The sequence below is a fragment of the Herbaspirillum seropedicae genome (assembly GCF_001040945.1).
In the GTDB taxonomy this organism is placed as follows: Bacteria; Pseudomonadota; Gammaproteobacteria; order Burkholderiales; family Burkholderiaceae_D; genus Herbaspirillum; species Herbaspirillum seropedicae.
The window spans coordinates 1,949,197-1,965,115 of record NZ_CP011930.1; the positions used below are offsets into that span (position 1 = coordinate 1,949,197).

The 15,919-nt window shown below is 63.2% G+C and carries 19 protein-coding genes; 5 read left to right on the top strand and 14 right to left on the bottom strand.

Going from position 1 to position 15,919, the window contains the following annotated elements:
* Window positions 1-34: 34 nt before the first annotated feature.
* The 5 genes from ACP92_RS08525 to ACP92_RS08545 form a co-directional block, all read right to left on the bottom strand.
* Complete coding sequence (locus tag ACP92_RS08525) at window positions 35-520, bottom strand: GNAT family N-acetyltransferase (RefSeq protein ID WP_013233731.1); 486 nt, start codon at window positions 518-520, stop codon at window positions 35-37.
* Between the two features lie 30 nt (window positions 521-550).
* Window positions 551-2,113, bottom strand: coding sequence for a DEAD/DEAH box helicase (locus ACP92_RS08530; protein ID WP_013233732.1), 1,563 nt, complete (start codon window positions 2,111-2,113; stop codon window positions 551-553).
* A 167-nt stretch (window positions 2,114-2,280) separates the two neighbouring features.
* Window positions 2,281-3,036 carry an alpha/beta fold hydrolase gene (locus ACP92_RS08535; RefSeq protein ID WP_013233733.1) on the bottom strand — a complete coding sequence of 252 codons (756 nt, stop codon included), beginning with the start codon at window positions 3,034-3,036 and terminating at the stop codon, window positions 2,281-2,283.
* Between the two features lie 8 nt (window positions 3,037-3,044).
* The gene (locus tag ACP92_RS08540) at window positions 3,045-3,584 is read right to left on the bottom strand and encodes a VOC family protein (protein WP_013233734.1); all 540 of its coding nucleotides are present in this window, start codon (window positions 3,582-3,584) and stop codon (window positions 3,045-3,047) included.
* A gap of 99 nt (window positions 3,585-3,683) precedes the next feature.
* Window positions 3,684-4,481, bottom strand: coding sequence for an inositol monophosphatase family protein (locus tag ACP92_RS08545; RefSeq protein WP_013233735.1), 798 nt, complete (start codon window positions 4,479-4,481; stop codon window positions 3,684-3,686).
* Between the two features lie 312 nt (window positions 4,482-4,793).
* Here ACP92_RS08545 and ACP92_RS08550 point away from each other — a divergent pair, with 312 nt between their 5' ends.
* Together ACP92_RS08550 and ACP92_RS08555 are read left to right on the top strand one after the other, a co-directional pair.
* Window positions 4,794-5,621, top strand: coding sequence for an RNA methyltransferase (locus ACP92_RS08550; protein ID WP_013233736.1), 828 nt, complete (start codon window positions 4,794-4,796; stop codon window positions 5,619-5,621).
* A gap of 1 nt (window position 5,622) precedes the next feature.
* Window positions 5,623-6,345: a pseudouridine synthase gene (locus tag ACP92_RS08555; RefSeq protein WP_013233737.1), complete on the top strand. Its 723-nt coding sequence runs from the start codon at window positions 5,623-5,625 to the stop codon at window positions 6,343-6,345.
* Between the two features lie 120 nt (window positions 6,346-6,465).
* On the opposite strand, the gene ACP92_RS25055 is transcribed toward ACP92_RS08555, so the two are convergent.
* From ACP92_RS25055 to ACP92_RS08575, 4 genes are all read right to left on the bottom strand, one after another.
* Window positions 6,466-6,660, bottom strand: coding sequence for a type II toxin-antitoxin system RelE/ParE family toxin (locus ACP92_RS25055; RefSeq protein WP_232284916.1), 195 nt, complete (start codon window positions 6,658-6,660; stop codon window positions 6,466-6,468).
* Window positions 6,661-6,669: 9 nt separating this feature from the next.
* Window positions 6,670-6,870 carry a hypothetical protein gene (locus ACP92_RS08565; RefSeq protein WP_041310486.1) on the bottom strand — a complete coding sequence of 67 codons (201 nt, stop codon included), beginning with the start codon at window positions 6,868-6,870 and terminating at the stop codon, window positions 6,670-6,672.
* 105 nt (window positions 6,871-6,975) lie between these two features.
* Window positions 6,976-7,905: an Hsp33 family molecular chaperone HslO gene (hslO, locus tag ACP92_RS08570; protein WP_013233738.1), complete on the bottom strand. Its 930-nt coding sequence runs from the start codon at window positions 7,903-7,905 to the stop codon at window positions 6,976-6,978.
* Between the two features lie 20 nt (window positions 7,906-7,925).
* The gene (locus ACP92_RS08575) at window positions 7,926-8,450 is read right to left on the bottom strand and encodes a gamma carbonic anhydrase family protein (RefSeq protein ID WP_013233739.1); all 525 of its coding nucleotides are present in this window, start codon (window positions 8,448-8,450) and stop codon (window positions 7,926-7,928) included.
* Window positions 8,451-8,586: 136 nt separating this feature from the next.
* Between ACP92_RS08575 and ACP92_RS08580 the strand changes: the two genes are divergently transcribed.
* Both ACP92_RS08580 and ACP92_RS08585 read left to right on the top strand, forming a co-directional pair.
* Window positions 8,587-9,432 carry a ferritin-like domain-containing protein gene (locus ACP92_RS08580; protein ID WP_013233740.1) on the top strand — a complete coding sequence of 282 codons (846 nt, stop codon included), beginning with the start codon at window positions 8,587-8,589 and terminating at the stop codon, window positions 9,430-9,432.
* Between the two features lie 118 nt (window positions 9,433-9,550).
* Window positions 9,551-9,898 carry a hypothetical protein gene (locus ACP92_RS08585; protein ID WP_013233741.1) on the top strand — a complete coding sequence of 116 codons (348 nt, stop codon included), beginning with the start codon at window positions 9,551-9,553 and terminating at the stop codon, window positions 9,896-9,898.
* Between the two features lie 114 nt (window positions 9,899-10,012).
* Here ACP92_RS08585 and ACP92_RS08590 read toward each other — a convergent pair whose 3' ends face one another.
* The 5 genes from ACP92_RS08590 to ACP92_RS08610 all read right to left on the bottom strand — a co-directional run bounded on the left by ACP92_RS08590 (window position 10,013) and on the right by ACP92_RS08610 (window position 13,654).
* Window positions 10,013-10,942, bottom strand: a complete 930-nt coding sequence (locus tag ACP92_RS08590; RefSeq protein ID WP_041310488.1) for an alpha/beta fold hydrolase — start codon at window positions 10,940-10,942, stop codon at window positions 10,013-10,015.
* A 95-nt stretch (window positions 10,943-11,037) separates the two neighbouring features.
* The gene (locus tag ACP92_RS08595) at window positions 11,038-11,544 is read right to left on the bottom strand and encodes an RDD family protein (protein ID WP_013233743.1); all 507 of its coding nucleotides are present in this window, start codon (window positions 11,542-11,544) and stop codon (window positions 11,038-11,040) included.
* Window positions 11,545-11,785: 241 nt separating this feature from the next.
* A complete protein-coding gene (locus tag ACP92_RS08600; RefSeq protein ID WP_048348523.1) occupies window positions 11,786-12,664 on the bottom strand; it encodes a DUF3106 domain-containing protein in 879 nt (292 codons plus the stop codon).
* Window positions 12,665-12,668: 4 nt separating this feature from the next.
* Window positions 12,669-13,079: a DUF3619 family protein gene (locus ACP92_RS08605; RefSeq protein ID WP_013233745.1), complete on the bottom strand. Its 411-nt coding sequence runs from the start codon at window positions 13,077-13,079 to the stop codon at window positions 12,669-12,671.
* Window positions 13,076-13,654: an RNA polymerase sigma factor gene (locus ACP92_RS08610; RefSeq protein WP_013233746.1), complete on the bottom strand. Its 579-nt coding sequence runs from the start codon at window positions 13,652-13,654 to the stop codon at window positions 13,076-13,078. Before ACP92_RS08610 ends, ACP92_RS08605 begins: the two co-directional genes overlap by 4 nt.
* A 546-nt stretch (window positions 13,655-14,200) precedes the next feature.
* Here ACP92_RS08610 and ACP92_RS08615 point away from each other — a divergent pair.
* Window positions 14,201-15,919, top strand: a complete 1,719-nt coding sequence (locus ACP92_RS08615) for an acetolactate synthase 3 catalytic subunit (RefSeq protein ID WP_013233747.1) — start codon at window positions 14,201-14,203, stop codon at window positions 15,917-15,919.

Here is a 15,919-nt window from a genome sequence, read left to right on the forward strand (position 1 = left end):
GGGCGTTTTCTTTCAGGCAGGCAGTCTGGTCTTTTCAGGCCAATGGCTTGTGCATGAACATGGCCTTGCCGGTCTCGGCCTTCAACTCATAGCCTTCGAAGCCGCAGGCGCGATACAGCGAGCGCGCTACGGTATTGCCTTCCAATACCTCCAGCGTAAGCTTGCAGCAACCCAGCTTGCGCGCCTCTTCCTCGACCGCAGCCAGGAGCTGCTTGGCCAGGCCCTGGCCGCGATAGGCTGGCATCACGGCCAGGTCATGCACGTTCAGCAGGGGGTGGCAGGCGAAGGTGGAAAAACCTTCGATGCAGGTGGCCAGGCCGGCCGGCGTATCGCCATCGAAGGCCAGGAAGACATGGGCAGTGGGACGTTTCTTCAGCTCGGCTGCCAGGTTCTCGCGCACGTAGTCGGAGAGCTGCTTGCCGCCGCCCATGGCGTCGGAAGCGTAGGCATTGAGGGTCTCGAACAATGCTGCCGCGTGGGCGGCGTTGCCGAGGTCGGCCTTGATGACGGAAACACCCATGTCGTCCCTTTGCTGATGAAGATGAGCGCCTTACTTGCCCGCTGCGCGCTGGCCGCCATGGGTCAGCGCCGAGGGGCGCGGACCGCCCTGGCGAGGCTGGCCGGAATTGCGCGGCTGGCTGTTGCCATGAGCCGGCTTGGGGGCGCGGTTGGCGTTGTTGCCACCGTTGCCACCGTTGCCATTGCCGCCTGCGTTGCCACTGCGTGCGCCCTGGCCATGACCCTGACCGCGTCCGCCATTGCCATTGCCATTGCCATTGGCCGCTGGGCGCGGCTTGGCAGGCTGGCCGCCATTGCCACCGTTGGCAGGCTTGGCCGGCTTGGCCGCCGCGGCATTGCCGTTGCCATTGGCGGCAGGTTTGCGCGGGGCGCTGCGCTGGCCACCACGTCCGCCACCGTTCTGGTGACGGCCCTGGCCGCTGCGCAGCTGGATGGGCTGGGGCTTGGCGGTCGGGTCGGGTTCGAAACCGGCGATCACTTCCACCGGGATCTCGCGCTTGATGAAGCGCTCGATGTCGTGCAACAGGTCGCGCTCGTCGATGCAGACCAGCGAGACCGCTTCGCCGGTAGCGCCGGCACGACCGGTGCGGCCGATGCGGTGGACGTAGTCTTCCGGCACGTTGGGGAGGTCATAGTTGACCACGTGCGGCAACTGGTCGATGTCGATGCCGCGGGCGGCGATGTCGGTGGCGATCAGGGCGGTCAGCTTGCCGTCCTTGAATTCAGCCAAGGCCTTGGTGCGGGCCGACTGGCTCTTGTTGCCGTGGATGGCCATGGCGGTGATGCCATCGCGTCCCAGCTGCTCGACCAGCTTGTTGGCGCCGTGCTTGGTGCGGGTGAAGACCAGTACCTGCTTCCACTGGTGGGTCTTGATCAGGTGCGCCAGCATGGGGTGCTTCTTGTCGCGGTCGACCGGGTGGATCTTCTGGGCGATCACTTCCACGGTGGAGTTGCGGCGCGCCACTTCGATCAGGGCCGGGTTGTTCAGGAGGCTGTCGGCCAGCTTCTTGATCTCGTCAGCGAAGGTGGCCGAGAACAGCAGGTTCTGGCGCTTGGGCGGCAGTGCTGCCAGCACCTTGCGGATGTCGCGGATGAAGCCCATGTCCAGCATGCGGTCGGCTTCGTCCAGCACCAGGATCTGGATGTGCTGCAGGTTCACGGTGCCTTGCTGCATGTGGTCCAGCAGGCGGCCCGGAGTGGCCACCAGGATGTCCACGCCGCGCTTCAACAGCGTGATCTGCGGGTTGATGCCAACACCGCCGAAGATGCAGGCCGAGGTCAGCGGCAGGTACTTGCCGTACTGGCGCACGCTTTCTTCGACCTGGGCCGCCAGCTCGCGGGTGGGGGCCAGGATCAGGGCACGGATGGGCACATGGCCGTTGATCTTCTGGCGCGGCATGGCCGAGAGGCGTTGCAGCAGCGGCAGGGTGAAGCCAGCGGTCTTGCCGGTGCCGGTCTGGGCGCCGGCCAGCAGGTCGCCGCCGGAGAGCACTGCGGGGACGGCCTGGGCCTGGATCGGAGTAGGGGAGGTATAGCCTTGTTCGGAAACGGCACGAACGATTTCGTCGGACAAGCCGAGCGCGGAAAATGACATGAGACTCTGAAAATGGGTTTGGCCTGTGGCCCCGTACGGGCGCCAGTCGCAGGCAAACGGGTTGGAACTTGAGGAGGGCGCGGACTTGACTGGCTATACGCCGCGCAGGCCGCAGTATAACAGCGCCGCCTGTGGCAGACGTGATTTATTTTCCATTTTTGCCAAGCTCATCCAGGCAGGCGGCCCAGGAAGTCCAGCACCGGCGGCAACACCAGCGCACTCTGCATGAGGCCGCCAAAGTGCGTCACCCCGGGCAGGCTGACGAATTCGGCGCGCGCCAGCCGGGCGGCGGTGCGCGCTACCGCAGTGTGGCGGGCGTCGGCGTCGCCGCAGAAGAAGAGGCAAGGCAGGTCCATCCTGGCCAGCAGCTCTTCCTGCGAGGGGCGCGCCTGCTGTGCGGCGGCGGCCAGGGCCACCAGGTCGTTGCCACGGATGAGCATCTTCACCTGGGGCGAAATGGCTTCATCCAGCAAGTCTTCGAAGGCGGCGATGAAGGCTTCCGGATCAGTGCCGTCGATGCCGCGGAACACTTCCCAACTGCGGTCTTCATAGGGATGCGCCGCGCCCAGGATGAGGCTGCGCAGGCGTTCCGGCGCCTGCCGCACCAGGCCATAGCCGACCCAGCCACCCAGCGAGTAGCCGAAGAAGTGGGTGCGCTCGACCTGCGCCGCGTCCAGCACGGCCAGGGCGTCGCGGCAGCGCTGGTGCTGGCTGTAGGCCGCGCTGTCGTGCGGCTTGTCACTCTGGCCATGGCCCAGGGCATCGAAGCTGATGACCCGGTAGTGCTGGCGCAGCACGTCGGTGAAGCCGAAGAAGCGCCAGGCTTCCAGGCTGCTGGTGAAGCCGTGGTGCAGCAGTAGCGGCGGGCCTTCGCCCTCGACCTGGTAGTGGATCTTGCGCTGGTCGCTGATGGCAAAGGGCATGGCTATCCTCAGGGAGTGTCGGACTGCTTCTTGCAGCGGCGCGCCAGCAATTCGCGGGAGCGGGCGCAGATTTCCTCGGTGCTGAGGTCTTCGATGTGGGTGGCGATGGACCAGACGTGGCCGAAAGGGTCGCGCAGGGTGCCTGAGCGGTCGCCATAGAACTGGTGTTGCACCGGGCGCAGCTGGACGGCGCCGGCGGCCAGCGCCTGGTTGAAGACGGCATCGACATCGGCGACGTAGATCAGCAGGCTCACGCCCGCTCCGCCCAGCGTCTGGGGGCTGAAAAAGCCGAGTTCGGGATGTTCGTCAGCCAGCATGATGCGGGCGTCGCCGATCTGGAGTTCGGCATGCCAGATCTTGCCATGGGGGCCATCGAGACGCATGATCTCGACCGCATCGAAGGCGCGCTGGTAGAACGCAATGGCCTCGGCCGAGGCATGGACGATCAGGTAGGGGGTGACGCTATGGTAGCCGGCCGGCAGGGCGCAGGCGGTCGCCGACGCATTGGGCTGGGGCAGCGGCGTAGCCGCGTTGGGCGGGATGGGCATGTCGTCTCCTCGGTCATCGCCGGTAGCGGCACTATAGCAGCAATGCCAGTGCCACCGCAGGGTGGATGACCGGGAGAGTTGCCGGTCAGCAGGGCCGGATCAGGCGAATTCGGAGAGCAGGTTGACCTGTTGCGCGAAGATCTTGGGGCTGGCGGCGATGACGTCACCCTTGTAGAGGTAGTCGGAGTCGCCCTTGAAGGTGCCCACGATACCGCCCGCTTCGGTCACCAGCAGGGAGCCGGCGGCGATGTCCCAGGGCTTCAAGCCCTTCTCGAAGAAGCCGTCCAGGCGGCCAGCGGCCACGTAGGCCAGGTCCAGGGCGGCAGCGCCCGGGCGGCGCAGGCCGGCGCTGTGCTCGGTCATGACCTTGAACATCTTGACGTATTCGTTCAGGCCGTCCAGGTCGCGGAAGGGGAAACCGGTGCCGATCAGGGCGTCGGCGATCTTGTCGCGCTTGCCTACGCGGATGCGCTTTTCGTTCAGGTAGGCGCCGGCACCCTTGGAGGCGGTGAACAGGTCGTTGCGGGTGGGGTCGTAGACCACGGCCTGCGTGATGATGCCGCGCTGTTGCAGGGCGATCGAGACGCAGTATTGCGGGAAGCCATGGATGAAGTTGGTGGTGCCGTCCAGCGGATCGATGATCCAGACGTTCTCGTTTTCATCGTGCAGGTTGTCGGAAGCGCCCGATTCCTCGGCCAGGATGGCGTGGTCGGGGTAGGCGTTCTTGAGCACGTCGATGATCGCATCCTCGGCTGCCTTGTCCACCTCGGTGACGAAGTCGTTGTGCGACTTCTTCGACACTTTCAGCAGCGACACGTCGAAGGACGCGCGGTTGATGATGGTAGCGGCGCGGCGGGCTGCCTTGATCGCCGTATTGAGCATGGGTGGGATGATCATTCCGATGGTTCCGTTAAAATTGCGGCCATCGAAGACGATGGCTGCGTTGCTCATCGTCGCCATGGCCGACCAGCCGGCCTTCCGCGACAAGCATGCGAAACGGCTGGCCAGGCGAAACCCGGCAGTCAAACCAGTGCGACGATGAAATTAATGAGCGTTGCGCCACCCGCGGCTGTTATGCTTGCGGGTTTGCCAGGCAGTCCAGGGGCAGGGCAACGGTCATGCACAACGGTCGACCTGGGTTGACCTCGCTGCTGCAATATTGACGTTTTGCCAATATCTGATCCTGGGGCGCGAATCCCGCTATTTTAAATGAACAAGCAAGTGTCAGGACAATCTCTTTTCAGCCGTTTGCGTTTCGTGCTGGTCAATACCAGCAGTCCCGGCAACATCGGCTCGGCCGCACGGGCCATCAAGACCATGGGCTTTTCGGAGCTGGTGCTGGTCAATCCGCGCTTTCCGGACGCGGTCAAGGAAGATGAAGCCGTGGCCTTCGCCAGCGGCGCGCTGGATGTGTTGCAAAATGCACGCATCGTCGGCAGCGTGGAGGAAGCGTTGCAGGGATGCAACTTCGCCGCCGCGGTCAGCGCCCGCCTGCGTGAATTCTCGCCGCCGGTGGTCTCGCCGCGCGAGCTGGCCGGGCAACTGTCGCGCGATACTGGGCTCAACGCCGCGCTGCTGTTCGGCAATGAGCGCTTCGGCCTGCCCAATGAGGTGGTGCAGAAGTGCAATGCCTTGTTGAACATTCCGGCCAATCCTGAGTATTCCTCGCTGAACCTGTCGCAGGCGGTGCAGGTGCTGGCCTATGAATGCCGCATGACCGAGCTGGAAGTGCAGGGCGGCCCCATGCAGACCAGCGGGGACGCCCGGTCGCCGGGCGAGGTGGGCTTCCACGGGCAGAGCGCCAGCGTGGCCGAGATCGAAGGCATGTTCGCACACCTGGAGCAGGCGCTGGTGGCCATCGATTTCCTCAATCCCGACAATCCCAAGAAACTGATGCCGCGTCTGAAGCGCATGTTTTCACGCGCCCAGCTGGAGACCGAAGAGGTCAACATCCTGCGCGGCATCGCCCGCCAGATCCTGGAACCGAAGCAGGCCAAGGCCGGCAGGCGAGAACAAAACGAACAAGGAGAAGGCTGACATGGCCAAGCTGACCCTGGACCGCATCCTGCAATCGCAGGGTTTCGGTTCGCGCAAATATTGCCGCGAGTTGATCGAGGATGGCGAAGTCGTCATCAACGGTGAGGTGGTGGACGATTACCGCGCCACGCCCGACACGAAGGACCTGGTACTGACCATCTTCGAGGAAGAGTGGGAATACCGCGAGCACGTCTACATCGCCATCAACAAGCCGCCCAACATCGAATGCTCGCGCAAGCCCAGCCATCATCCGGGCGTGTTGACGCTGCTGCCCGAACAGTTCACCTGGCGCGATGTGCAGCCGGTGGGTCGGCTGGATCATGACACGACCGGCTTGCTGCTCATGTCCGATGATGGCGCCTTCATCCATGCGCAATCCTCGCCCAAGCGCCACGTGCCCAAGGTGTACGCGGCCACCACCGCCGAGCCGGTGACCGAGGCCCTGATCGCGCAACTGAAGGCGGGCGTGCAATTGCACGACGAACCGGCGCCGCTGGCCGCGACCCGTTGCCGCCAGCTTGGCGAGAACCTGCTGGAAATCGTGCTGGAGCAGGGCAAGTACCATCAGGTCAAGCGCATGCTGGCGGCGGCCGGCAATCATTGCAGCGCCTTGCAGCGCACTGCCATCGGTGGTTTGCAACTTGAGGCACTGGCGCTGGAAGAGGGCGAGTGGACCTATCTGGATGCCGAGCAGATGGCGTTGCTGGTGCCGGATGCGGAGTAGCCCAGGCTCAGTGTTTGAGAGCATTCGCTGACAGGGCGCGGCGTTCGTGCAGCACGCGTAGCAGGCTCAGCGTTTCCGCCTGCGTGCGTTAGAAAGAAGGTAGGGAAAGTGATCCAACTGCTACATCCGCAGCGAGCGGTCTAGCAGCAAGTGGGCATAGCGCCGTGAGCCCATGGCGGGTTGCAGGGCCAGCCCTTGCAAGGTGCTGGTAAGTTCTTCAGCGAAGCGCTCCGCCAGGGCAGGCGAAAATTCGACGTAGTAATCGGTGATATCAAGGATGTCGCGCTGCGCTACCGGGGATAGCGTGATGCGCATGCGCGACGGTCATGCTCTGTTGCGGATGCGCTCGCGCAGCTGACTGGCGAGGTCGTCAATGGCGATGTCGATCGACGGCCCCGCTTGCAAGCCCTCCTCGATCAGCGCCTGAAGGCCTTGCTCTTCTTCAGTCTGCGGGCCGATGGCAGACGGGCTGGCTTCGCGGGCCAGAGGGTATTTGTCGGCGAGGGGGAAGGTGCAGGAAGTCATTCGGCGATTATAGACCTGGGTTTTGCCCTATTCCCTCCGAGTGTTGCCGGAACATTTTAATTTCCGTTTTTCCCGAAATCCTTCCGCTGGTCCCCTTGTCCTGCCTCAATGCCGCGCGTCTCCGGCCTCATTCGCACCACCCACATCGGCCACGAACAACTGCGCGCAATCCACCGCATCGAACTCATAGTGCTGTCCGCAGAAATCGCAGTCGATGGCCAGCTTTTCCATCTGTGACAAGGCTTCGGCCACTTCTTCCTGGCCCAGCATCTTCAACATGTTGCCGACCTTCTCACGCGAGCAGGAGCAGTGGAATTGCGGATGCACCGGGTCGAAGACGCGGATGGTCTGTTCCCAGAACAGGCGATGCATCAGCGTGGCGATGTCGGTAGAGAGCAATTCTTCGCGCTTCAGGGTATCGCCCAGCATGACCATGTGGTTCCAGTCTTCCAGTTCGCCTTCCGGCTTGGCGGTCGGGGCGGCCGTGCCGCCGATGGAGGGCAACTTCTGCAGCAGCAGGCCGCGCGAGACGTTTTCGTCTGCCGCCAGCCATAGCTTGGTATCGAGCTGCTCGGAACGCAGCATGTAGTTCTCGATCACGGTGGCCACGCTTTCGCCATCGAGCGGCACCACGCCCTGGTAGGCTTGCTGGCCGGGCAGCTTGTCCTTGGGATCGAGGGTGATGACGAAACGGCCATGGCCGTTGGCGTTGACCAGGTCGGTCAGCGTGGCGTCGTCAGCGATCTCGGCGCCGTCGGCCAGCTTGGCGGTGGCGCGCAGTTGCAGCTCGGAGTCGCATTCGACCACCAGCAGCTTGACCGGACCATCGCCATGGATCTGCATGACGATCATGCCGTTGAACTTCAGATTGGCCGACAGCAGGGCCGAGGCGGCCAGCATCTCGCCCAGCAGCGTGCGTACCGCGACCGGATAGTCGCGGCGCGCTTGCACCTGGCGCCAGGTGTCGGAAATCTCGACCAGCTCGCCCCGTACGGGCGCGTTGTCGACCAGGAATTTTTGCAGCGTGTCTTTCATTGTTTCCTTTGCTTGGCGGCTCAAGCGATGCGCTTGAGCTTGGCCTTGAACTGTTGCGCGCGCTGGACATAGCTGTCGGTGCCGGCCCGCATACGCGCGATATCTTCTTCACTCAACTGGCGAACTGCCTTGGCGGGGGCGCCGATGATCAGGGAGTTGTCGGGAAACTCCTTGCCCTCGGTTACCAGCGCGCCGGCGCCGACCAGGCAGTTCTTGCCGATCTTGGCGCCATTGAGCACGACCGCCTGGATGCCGATCAGGGCGCCCTCGCCGATGGTGCAGCCATGCAGCATGGCCTGGTGTCCCACGGTGACGTTCTTGCCGATCACCATCGGATAGCCCACGTCGGTATGCAGCACAGCGCCTTCTTGCACATTGCTGTTCTCACCGATGGTGATGAGTTCATTGTCGCCACGGATGGCCACGTTGAACCAGACGCTGGAGTGCGCTTCCATCTTCACCTTGCCCACCACCGTGGACGACTCGGCCACGAAGGCGGTGTCGTGGATCTCGGGGATGTCTTGCTCCAATTGGTAGATCGCCATAATAAAATTGTCTCCTCGTTGCCTGCTGGTCGGTAGCTGATGCCTTGCCGCCTTGTCTTTGCGGAGCTTTGTCATCATATGGAGACAAAGCCGGCGTCCTCAACCGCGTATTTTACCTTCCCTGAAAGTCAGTTCCTTGGATCACGTCTCGTCCCCAGATGAAGTCTTTTCATTCACCGGCCTGCGTAGCGGCGCATTGTCTTGCCTGAAAGAAACGCGCCCCGCCGCCAAGTGCAGCGCCGTGCGCGCCCTGCGCGCCGCCTGGCAGCAGGGGCGTTTGCCGCTGGAAACGGAGGATCTGGCGGTCACCGAACCGGGCAGCGGCATTCCCGGTCGGCCAGAGCGGCCGGAACTGGTGTCGCCGTTGCAGGTGAAGCATCGTTCCATGGGCACGCCTGAGGGCAGGGCCGCGCTGATCCATGCGCTGGCGCATATCGAATTCAATGCCATCAACCTGGCGCTGGATGCGGTCTGGCGCTTTGCCGGCATGCCGCGCGACTTCTATGTCGACTGGTTGCAGGTGGCCGACGAGGAAGCCTATCACTTCAGGTTGCTGGCCGATCACCTGAGCACGCTGGGCCATGCCTATGGCGATTTCACCGCCCATAACGCGCTCTGGGACATGGCCGAATCGACCAAGGGCGACGTGCTGGCGCGCATCGCGCTGGTGCCGCGCACGCTGGAAGCGCGCGGCCTGGATGCAGCCCCGCCGGTGCGCGCCAAGCTGGCTCAGGCGGGTGACCTGGCCGCGGCCGAGATCCTGGACATCATCATGCGCGACGAGGTCGGTCACGTGCTGATCGGCAATCGCTGGTTCAATTGGCTGTGCGAGCAGCGCCAGCTGGACCCGGTGGCGACCTTCGCGCAATTGTGCCAGCGCCACAAGGCCCCGCCTTTGCGCGGCCCCTTTAATCTTGAGGCACGCCGGGCTGCCGGCTTTTCCGATGAGGAAATGCTGATGTTCACCGATATTTCCCGCTAGTGGCCAGCTTTGCAACTTGTGTAACCAATTTTCTTGCTTGCGAGGCGGGGCCGACTGCTGTGCTATCTTCACCTCGAATTCCGATGCCCGGAATCGCTTTTATGGAAAGGATGACAACATGAACAAGATGTCCAAACTGCTGGCGGGTGTAGTGATGAGCGTGGCCGCCATTTCCTTGTTGGCGGCTTGCCAGAAGAAGGAAGAGCCGGGTCCGGCGGAAGCGCTGGGCAAGAAGATCGATGGCGCCGTCCAGGATGCGGGCAAGAAGCTCGACGAGGTGACCGGACAGGCCAAGGACCAGAGCGAGCAATCCGGCTCCAAGCTGGACAATGCGCTGGACAAGGCCAAGGCCGACGCCAAGGAAGCCTACGAAAAGACCAAGGAAGGCGCCAAGGACCTGGCCCAGAAGACCGGCGAGAAGATGGAAGAGGCTGGTCAGAAGATCCAGGACGCCTCCAAGAAGTAATTCCGGCGCAGCTCCGTGCTGCACCGGTGGCCTGCCGCAATGCCGTCCCGCGCCCGCCGGACGGCATTGTGCATTCTGGCCCCTGGGCCTGCTGGCGTGCTGCTCCTGGTGTCCTTATTCCCGGGCGTTGTGGATCAGGTCGATCACCAGCTTCTGGATCGCCGGTTCCAGCGCCAGCGCTACATGGCCGATGCCAATGACCGGGATGTTCCAGGCGCCGGCAAGATGGGATGAGCTTTGCGGCGAGACGATGTTGTCGTGATGCGAATAGATCGAGACGATGTGCGACAAGGCGTCCGCCTCTTCGGTGGCGGCCAGCTTCTGCAGCCATTCGCTGCTGCGGCCCTCCTCGTAGCGGCCCAGCCAGTTCATTTCTCCGCAATTGATGCCGATGCCGAAGTTGGCGATGGCCGTGCCGTGGTGGGGCGAGCCCAGCGTGATCACGCGGGCCACCCGATCGCAGCCATGGTCGCGCAGGTAGGCCCGGGCGGCCAGCCCGCCCATGCTGTGGGCGACGATGACGATCTTCTTCTGCCCGGTCTCGGCCAGCACGCGCTGTACGGCGGCGTGGACCAGCGGTGCGTATTCATCGATGCTGCCGAAGACTGGCTCCATATCCAGCGCGTAGTGGGTGATATGGGCTTCCCGCAGTTCCAGGCTCATCCAGCGCCAGTAGCCGCTGTTGCAGCCGTAGCCGTGGATCAGCAGGACCGGCAGCGAGGTAGTGTCGGGGTAGGTGAACTGGTCGAAGCGCAGGAAGGGCATGGCCCAGGATGAGCACAGCATGGTGGCGCGGAATTCGCGCACGAACAGGGTGGCGATCTGCAGCCAGCTGATCTCGACGGGATTGGAGGTGCGACCGCGATAGGGCCAGGTCAGGAAGAAGCTGTTGGCGGTGATCTGTGCGCGCAGCAGCAGCACGATGAGGATGCCGCCCAGCGCCGCGGCCAGCATGGGCCAGTCGAAATGCCGCAGCAGGAAGTAGAACAGGATCGCAATGCCGAACTGGATCAGGAGCAGGGTTCTGGAGATGCGTGAAATCATGCGGGATGAGGGCCGGGCGAGCAGTGGGTCGGACATGCCGCAGCATGCGTTCGCCCGAGAGCATAGCAGAGCCTCGCGCCGGGCTCATGTCCGCTTCATGACTTCGAGGTGGCAGCCATGGCGGTGACGTCGACCAGGCGGGTGCCGGCCAGGCGGTCATGGAGGAATTGGCCGTCCTTGTCCAGCCTTGCGGTCAATGCCCAGAGCACGATATTGCCGGCCGGGATCAGCACCAGCGTCCATTGCTGGCCATGCACGGCCGCCGCCAGCGCCAGGCCCGGCAAGACCCAGAGCCAGGCCAGCAGGAAGCGCCAGGCGGCACGCCACAGGCCCAGCGCCGCGCCGTGCTGGTCCACCACGCGGAAACGCCAGGTCTTCATGGCCAGGGTCTGGCCGCCATGGGTCCAGAACCAGATGAAATACAAGGCCAGTACCAGGAACAGCCACATTTCCAGTCCATGGCGCAGATACAGGGCATGGCGTTGCTGCAGCAGCGTCGAGAATAGCCAGCCCGAGATAAACAGGACGCCAAACAGCAGCATCGATTCGTAGAGCATGCTGCTGAGGCGGCGGCGCAGCGAGGGCGTGGTCAGGTCCGGCATGGTGGTGTCAAAGGCAACAGAGGGTAGAGGGTAGTCGCGGTGGTCCGCTCAGGCGGCGCGACGTCCGCCTGAGCGGGCCCGCAGATGGTAAAGCAATCAGCAGGGATTGCCTATGGCGTCCGTTGAGCCAGCGCAATACGGTGGGCAATGGCGGATGGAGAAGGGGGGGCGGCAGGGACTGCTGCTCAGGAGTGGACTGCGCTGGCGATTGGCTTGCGCGTTGGAGTGAGAGTTGCGGAGCTTACTTGCTTTCGGCCACCGTTGCCGCCACAGGAGTGGCTGCAGGTGCGGTCGATGAGGCGGTCAAGGCGGCGGTCGTGGCCAGCGGCGCCAGGGCAGGTTGGGGCGCAGCTTGCGAGCCGGGCACCAGTGCCGGTGCTACGGGCGCAATGGCCGGCGTCGGCGCCGGCACGACCGGTAACGGGCGGTCCAGTGCTTCAGCAGGCAACTGGATGGTGGGTGCGGCGGCGGAAGGCGAGGTGGGCAGCTTGGCCACGCGCTTGGGCAGCTTGGCTTCGGAGAGTTTCTTCTTCTGCTCTTCGGAGAGTTGCTGGTACTTGGCCCATTGCTCGTGCTTTTCTTCCGCGTCCAGCTTCTTGGCGCGGGCGTAGTTGGTGCGGGCGGCGCTACGCTCGGCCGGAGTCAGCTTGACCCAGTCGCGCATGCGCTCATGCAGGCGCTGCTGTTCTTCCGGCTTCATGCGGGCGTAGCGCTTGCCGATCTCCAGCCACTTTTCTTTCTGCAGCTCGCTCATGCGCGGCCATTCCGTGGTCAGCGGTTCCAGCGCCTGGCGCTGGGCGGCGGACAGGTTGGTCCAGGCCAACTGGTTGTCGGATTTGCGCGCAGTGCTCTTGACGCCGGACTTGGCGGGCGGATGCGCGGTTGCCGCAGCGGGAGGCGTGACGGGAGCGGCGGGGGTGGCTGACGTAGCCGGTGCAGGGGCCAGGGCAGGGGCWGCARCCDGGGTGGCGGCCGCAGCCGTCGGGGCTGCCGGTTCCGCCGGAGCGTTCTGCGCCACTGTCCATGCGCAGCTCAAGCCACCGGCCAGCACTGCGAGCGCCAGCGCGATGCGCGAGAGGCGGGCAGGGGCTTTCACGGAAGTGCCGGTGGTCTTGCGCATCGTCTTATTGTTCCTTTTCAGCCAGATAGGCATTGAAGCCGTGGTCCAGGTAGGCCGACAGCGGCAGTTCGTCAGAGAGCACGGCCGCGTCGATGTCGGCCAGGTAGGAGACGCGCTTGGCGTTCTCGTGCTGGTAGAGACCGGCGAAGAGGATGATGCCCGCCAGCAGCGGCGCGGCCACACCCAGGCGGCCCAGCCAGGAGGCCTTCGGCGAGAGCATGCCGCCGGCGCTGCCGAAGGCGCCGGCCAGCACCGGTTGCTCCACGCGCACGGTCATGGGCGTCTGCTTCTTGCGCGCCAGCGCCACCCGGCGGGCGGCGGCCAGGCTTTGCAGGGTGTCGTCGGACAAGTTGTCGAGGTTGGCGTCCAGCGCCAACTTCACCTTGTAGGCGAATTGCATTTCCTTGTTGTTCATAATGAGATTCCTTTGGCTCTTAGAGCTTGAGCCAGCGCGTGAGTTGCGCGGGAGCAATGGGTTTTTACGCTGCCTTCGGAGCAACCCATGGCGGCGGCTGTTTCCGCCACGTCCATGTCCTGCCAATAACGCATCAAGAATGCTTCCCGTTGACGTGTGGGCAGCTTTTGTATCTCGGCATCGATGAGGTTCAGGGTCTGCTGGCGCTCGACCTTGTCGGCGCTGGATTCGGCGGCCTCCGAGCCGTCTTCCGATTCGAGGCTTTCGAGCAGGTCGAAGTCCTCGCCGCCCTCGCCATCTCCGCCATTGCCGCCGAAGCTGGAGAACAGGCTCACCCAGGTGTTGCGCACCTTTTCGCGGCGGAAGAAATCGTGGATGGTGTTTTGCAGGATGCGCTGGAACAGCATCGGCAACTCATCCACCGGTTTGTCGCCGTATTTCTCGGCCAGCTTGATCATCGCATCCTGGACGATGTCCAACGCGGCCTCATCCTTGCGTACGGCATACACCGCCTGTTTGAAGGCGCGGCGTTCGACACTTTCAAGAAAATCGGAGAGTTCTTTGTCAGTTGCCATGCAATACGGTGTGCCGGATGGGTCGCTGGCCAAGAACGGGCAAAATCGCTCAGTCTGGCCGGTAGGGATGCGGAAAATGCAACAAAACGTCAAAAAGCAGACCGAATCCTAGCAAAAATGGCCCTCTTTGTCGTGCAGTTTATCCCTTCACCTTCGTACAAACGCGAGTGATGTACGGTGTTTGGCCTGATTTCGCTTGACCAAAATGATGCAACGCATTACTGTCCTGTTTCCCGCCTCCCACATCTGGGGCGTTTTTGTTCCTTGCCGGTGCTTCACATAAGGTCGTGCCGGTTCGAGGAAACGCTTTATAGGTTTAAAGCTTGTTTGTTCTAACCCGTGCCACAAGCGCGAGGAATCAGTAGCAGTCGATCTTGTACCAAGGCTGAACGAGTCGCGTTGAGCGGCGTTTCGAACTCCACTACGGTTGGGGCGCAGAAACGGCGTGACCGCACAATAAAGGGATGCTGCCGGCAAGACGATCGATACGGTTCCGTCAGGAGAGAACATCCGATCAATTTCCAATGGACCTTGAAAGGAAGCAGCATGAGTGCTGAGCAACTCACCGGCGCGGATATACTCGTCCGTTGCCTGGCTGAAGAGGGTGTTGAACACGTCTTCGGCTATCCTGGTGGCGCCGTCCTCTACATCTACGACGCAATCTTCAAGCAAGACAAATTCCAGCACATCCTGGTTCGTCACGAACAGGCCGCCGTGCATGCCGCAGACGCGTATTCGCGCAGCTCGCAGAAGGTCGGCGTGGCCATCGTCACCTCCGGCCCCGGCGTGACCAATGCGGTCACCGGCCTGGCCACGGCCTACATGGACTCGATTCCCATGGTGGTGATCTCCGGCCAGGTGCCGTCGACCGCCATCGGCCAGGACGCGTTCCAGGAGTGCGACACCGTCGGTATCACCCGCCCCTGCGTAAAGCACAACTTCCTCGTGAAGGATGTGAAAGACCTGGCGGAAACCGTCAAGAAGGCCTTCTATATCGCCACCACCGGCCGTCCCGGCCCGGTCCTGGTCGATATCCCGAAGGACATCACCATGCATACCTGCGCCTACGCGTATCCGAAGGCGGTGGAAATGCGTTCCTACAAGCCGGTCGACAAGGGTCACTCGGGCCAGATCCGCAAGGCGCTGCAGCTGCTGCTGTCGGCCGAGCGTCCGATGATCTATACCGGCGGCGGCATCATCCTGGCCAACGCCGCGCCCGAGCTCAACAAGCTGGTCGATCGCCTGGGCTATCCCTGTACCAACACCCTGATGGGCCTGGGCGCCTATCGTTCGTCCAGCGACAAGTTCGTGGGCATGCCCGGCATGCACGGCACCTACGAAGCCAACATGGCCATGCAGCACTGCGACGTGCTGATCGCCATCGGCGCGCGCTTCGATGACCGCGTGATCGGCAACCCGAAGCACTTCGCTTCGCATGCCCGCAAGATCATCCACATCGATATCGATCCCTCGTCGATTTCCAAGCGCGTCAAGGTCGACATCCCCATCGTGGGCAACGTCAAGGACGTGCTGCAGGAACTGCTCTCGCAGCTGGATGCGGCCGAGACTCGCCAGAACGGCGCGGCGCTGGACGCCTGGTGGAAGCAGATCAACGAATGGCGCAAGCGTGACTGCCTCAAGTTCGCCACTTCGGAAGAATTCATCAAGCCGCAATCGGTGGTGCAGAAGGTGTGGGAAGTGACCAAGGGCGATGCCTTCATCACCTCCGACGTCGGCCAGCACCAGATGTGGGCCGCGCAATACTACGGTTTCGACAAGCCGCGCCGCTGGATCAACTCCGGCGGCCTGGGCACCATGGGCGTGGGCCTGCCGTACGCCATGGGCGTGCAGATGGCCAACCCCGATGCGACGGTGGCCTGCATCACCGGCGAAGCCTCGATCCAGATGTGCATCCAGGAACTGGCGACCTGCAAGCAGTATCACCTGACGCCTAAGATCATCCTCCTGAACAACCGCTTCCTGGGCATGGTGCGCCAGTGGCAGCAGATCGACTACGGTTCGCGCTATTCCGAGTCCTACATGGATTCGCTGCCGGACTTCAACAAGCTGGCGGAGTCCTACGGCCACGTCGGCATGAAAATCGAGAAACCGGGCGATGTCGATGGCGCGCTGCGCGAAGCCTTCGCCATGAAGGACAGGCTGGTCTTCATGAACTTCATCACGGATCAAACCGAGAACGTCTGGCCCATGGTCAAGGCGGGGAAGGGTTTGACTGAAATGTTGCTGGGTTCGGAGGATCTCTAA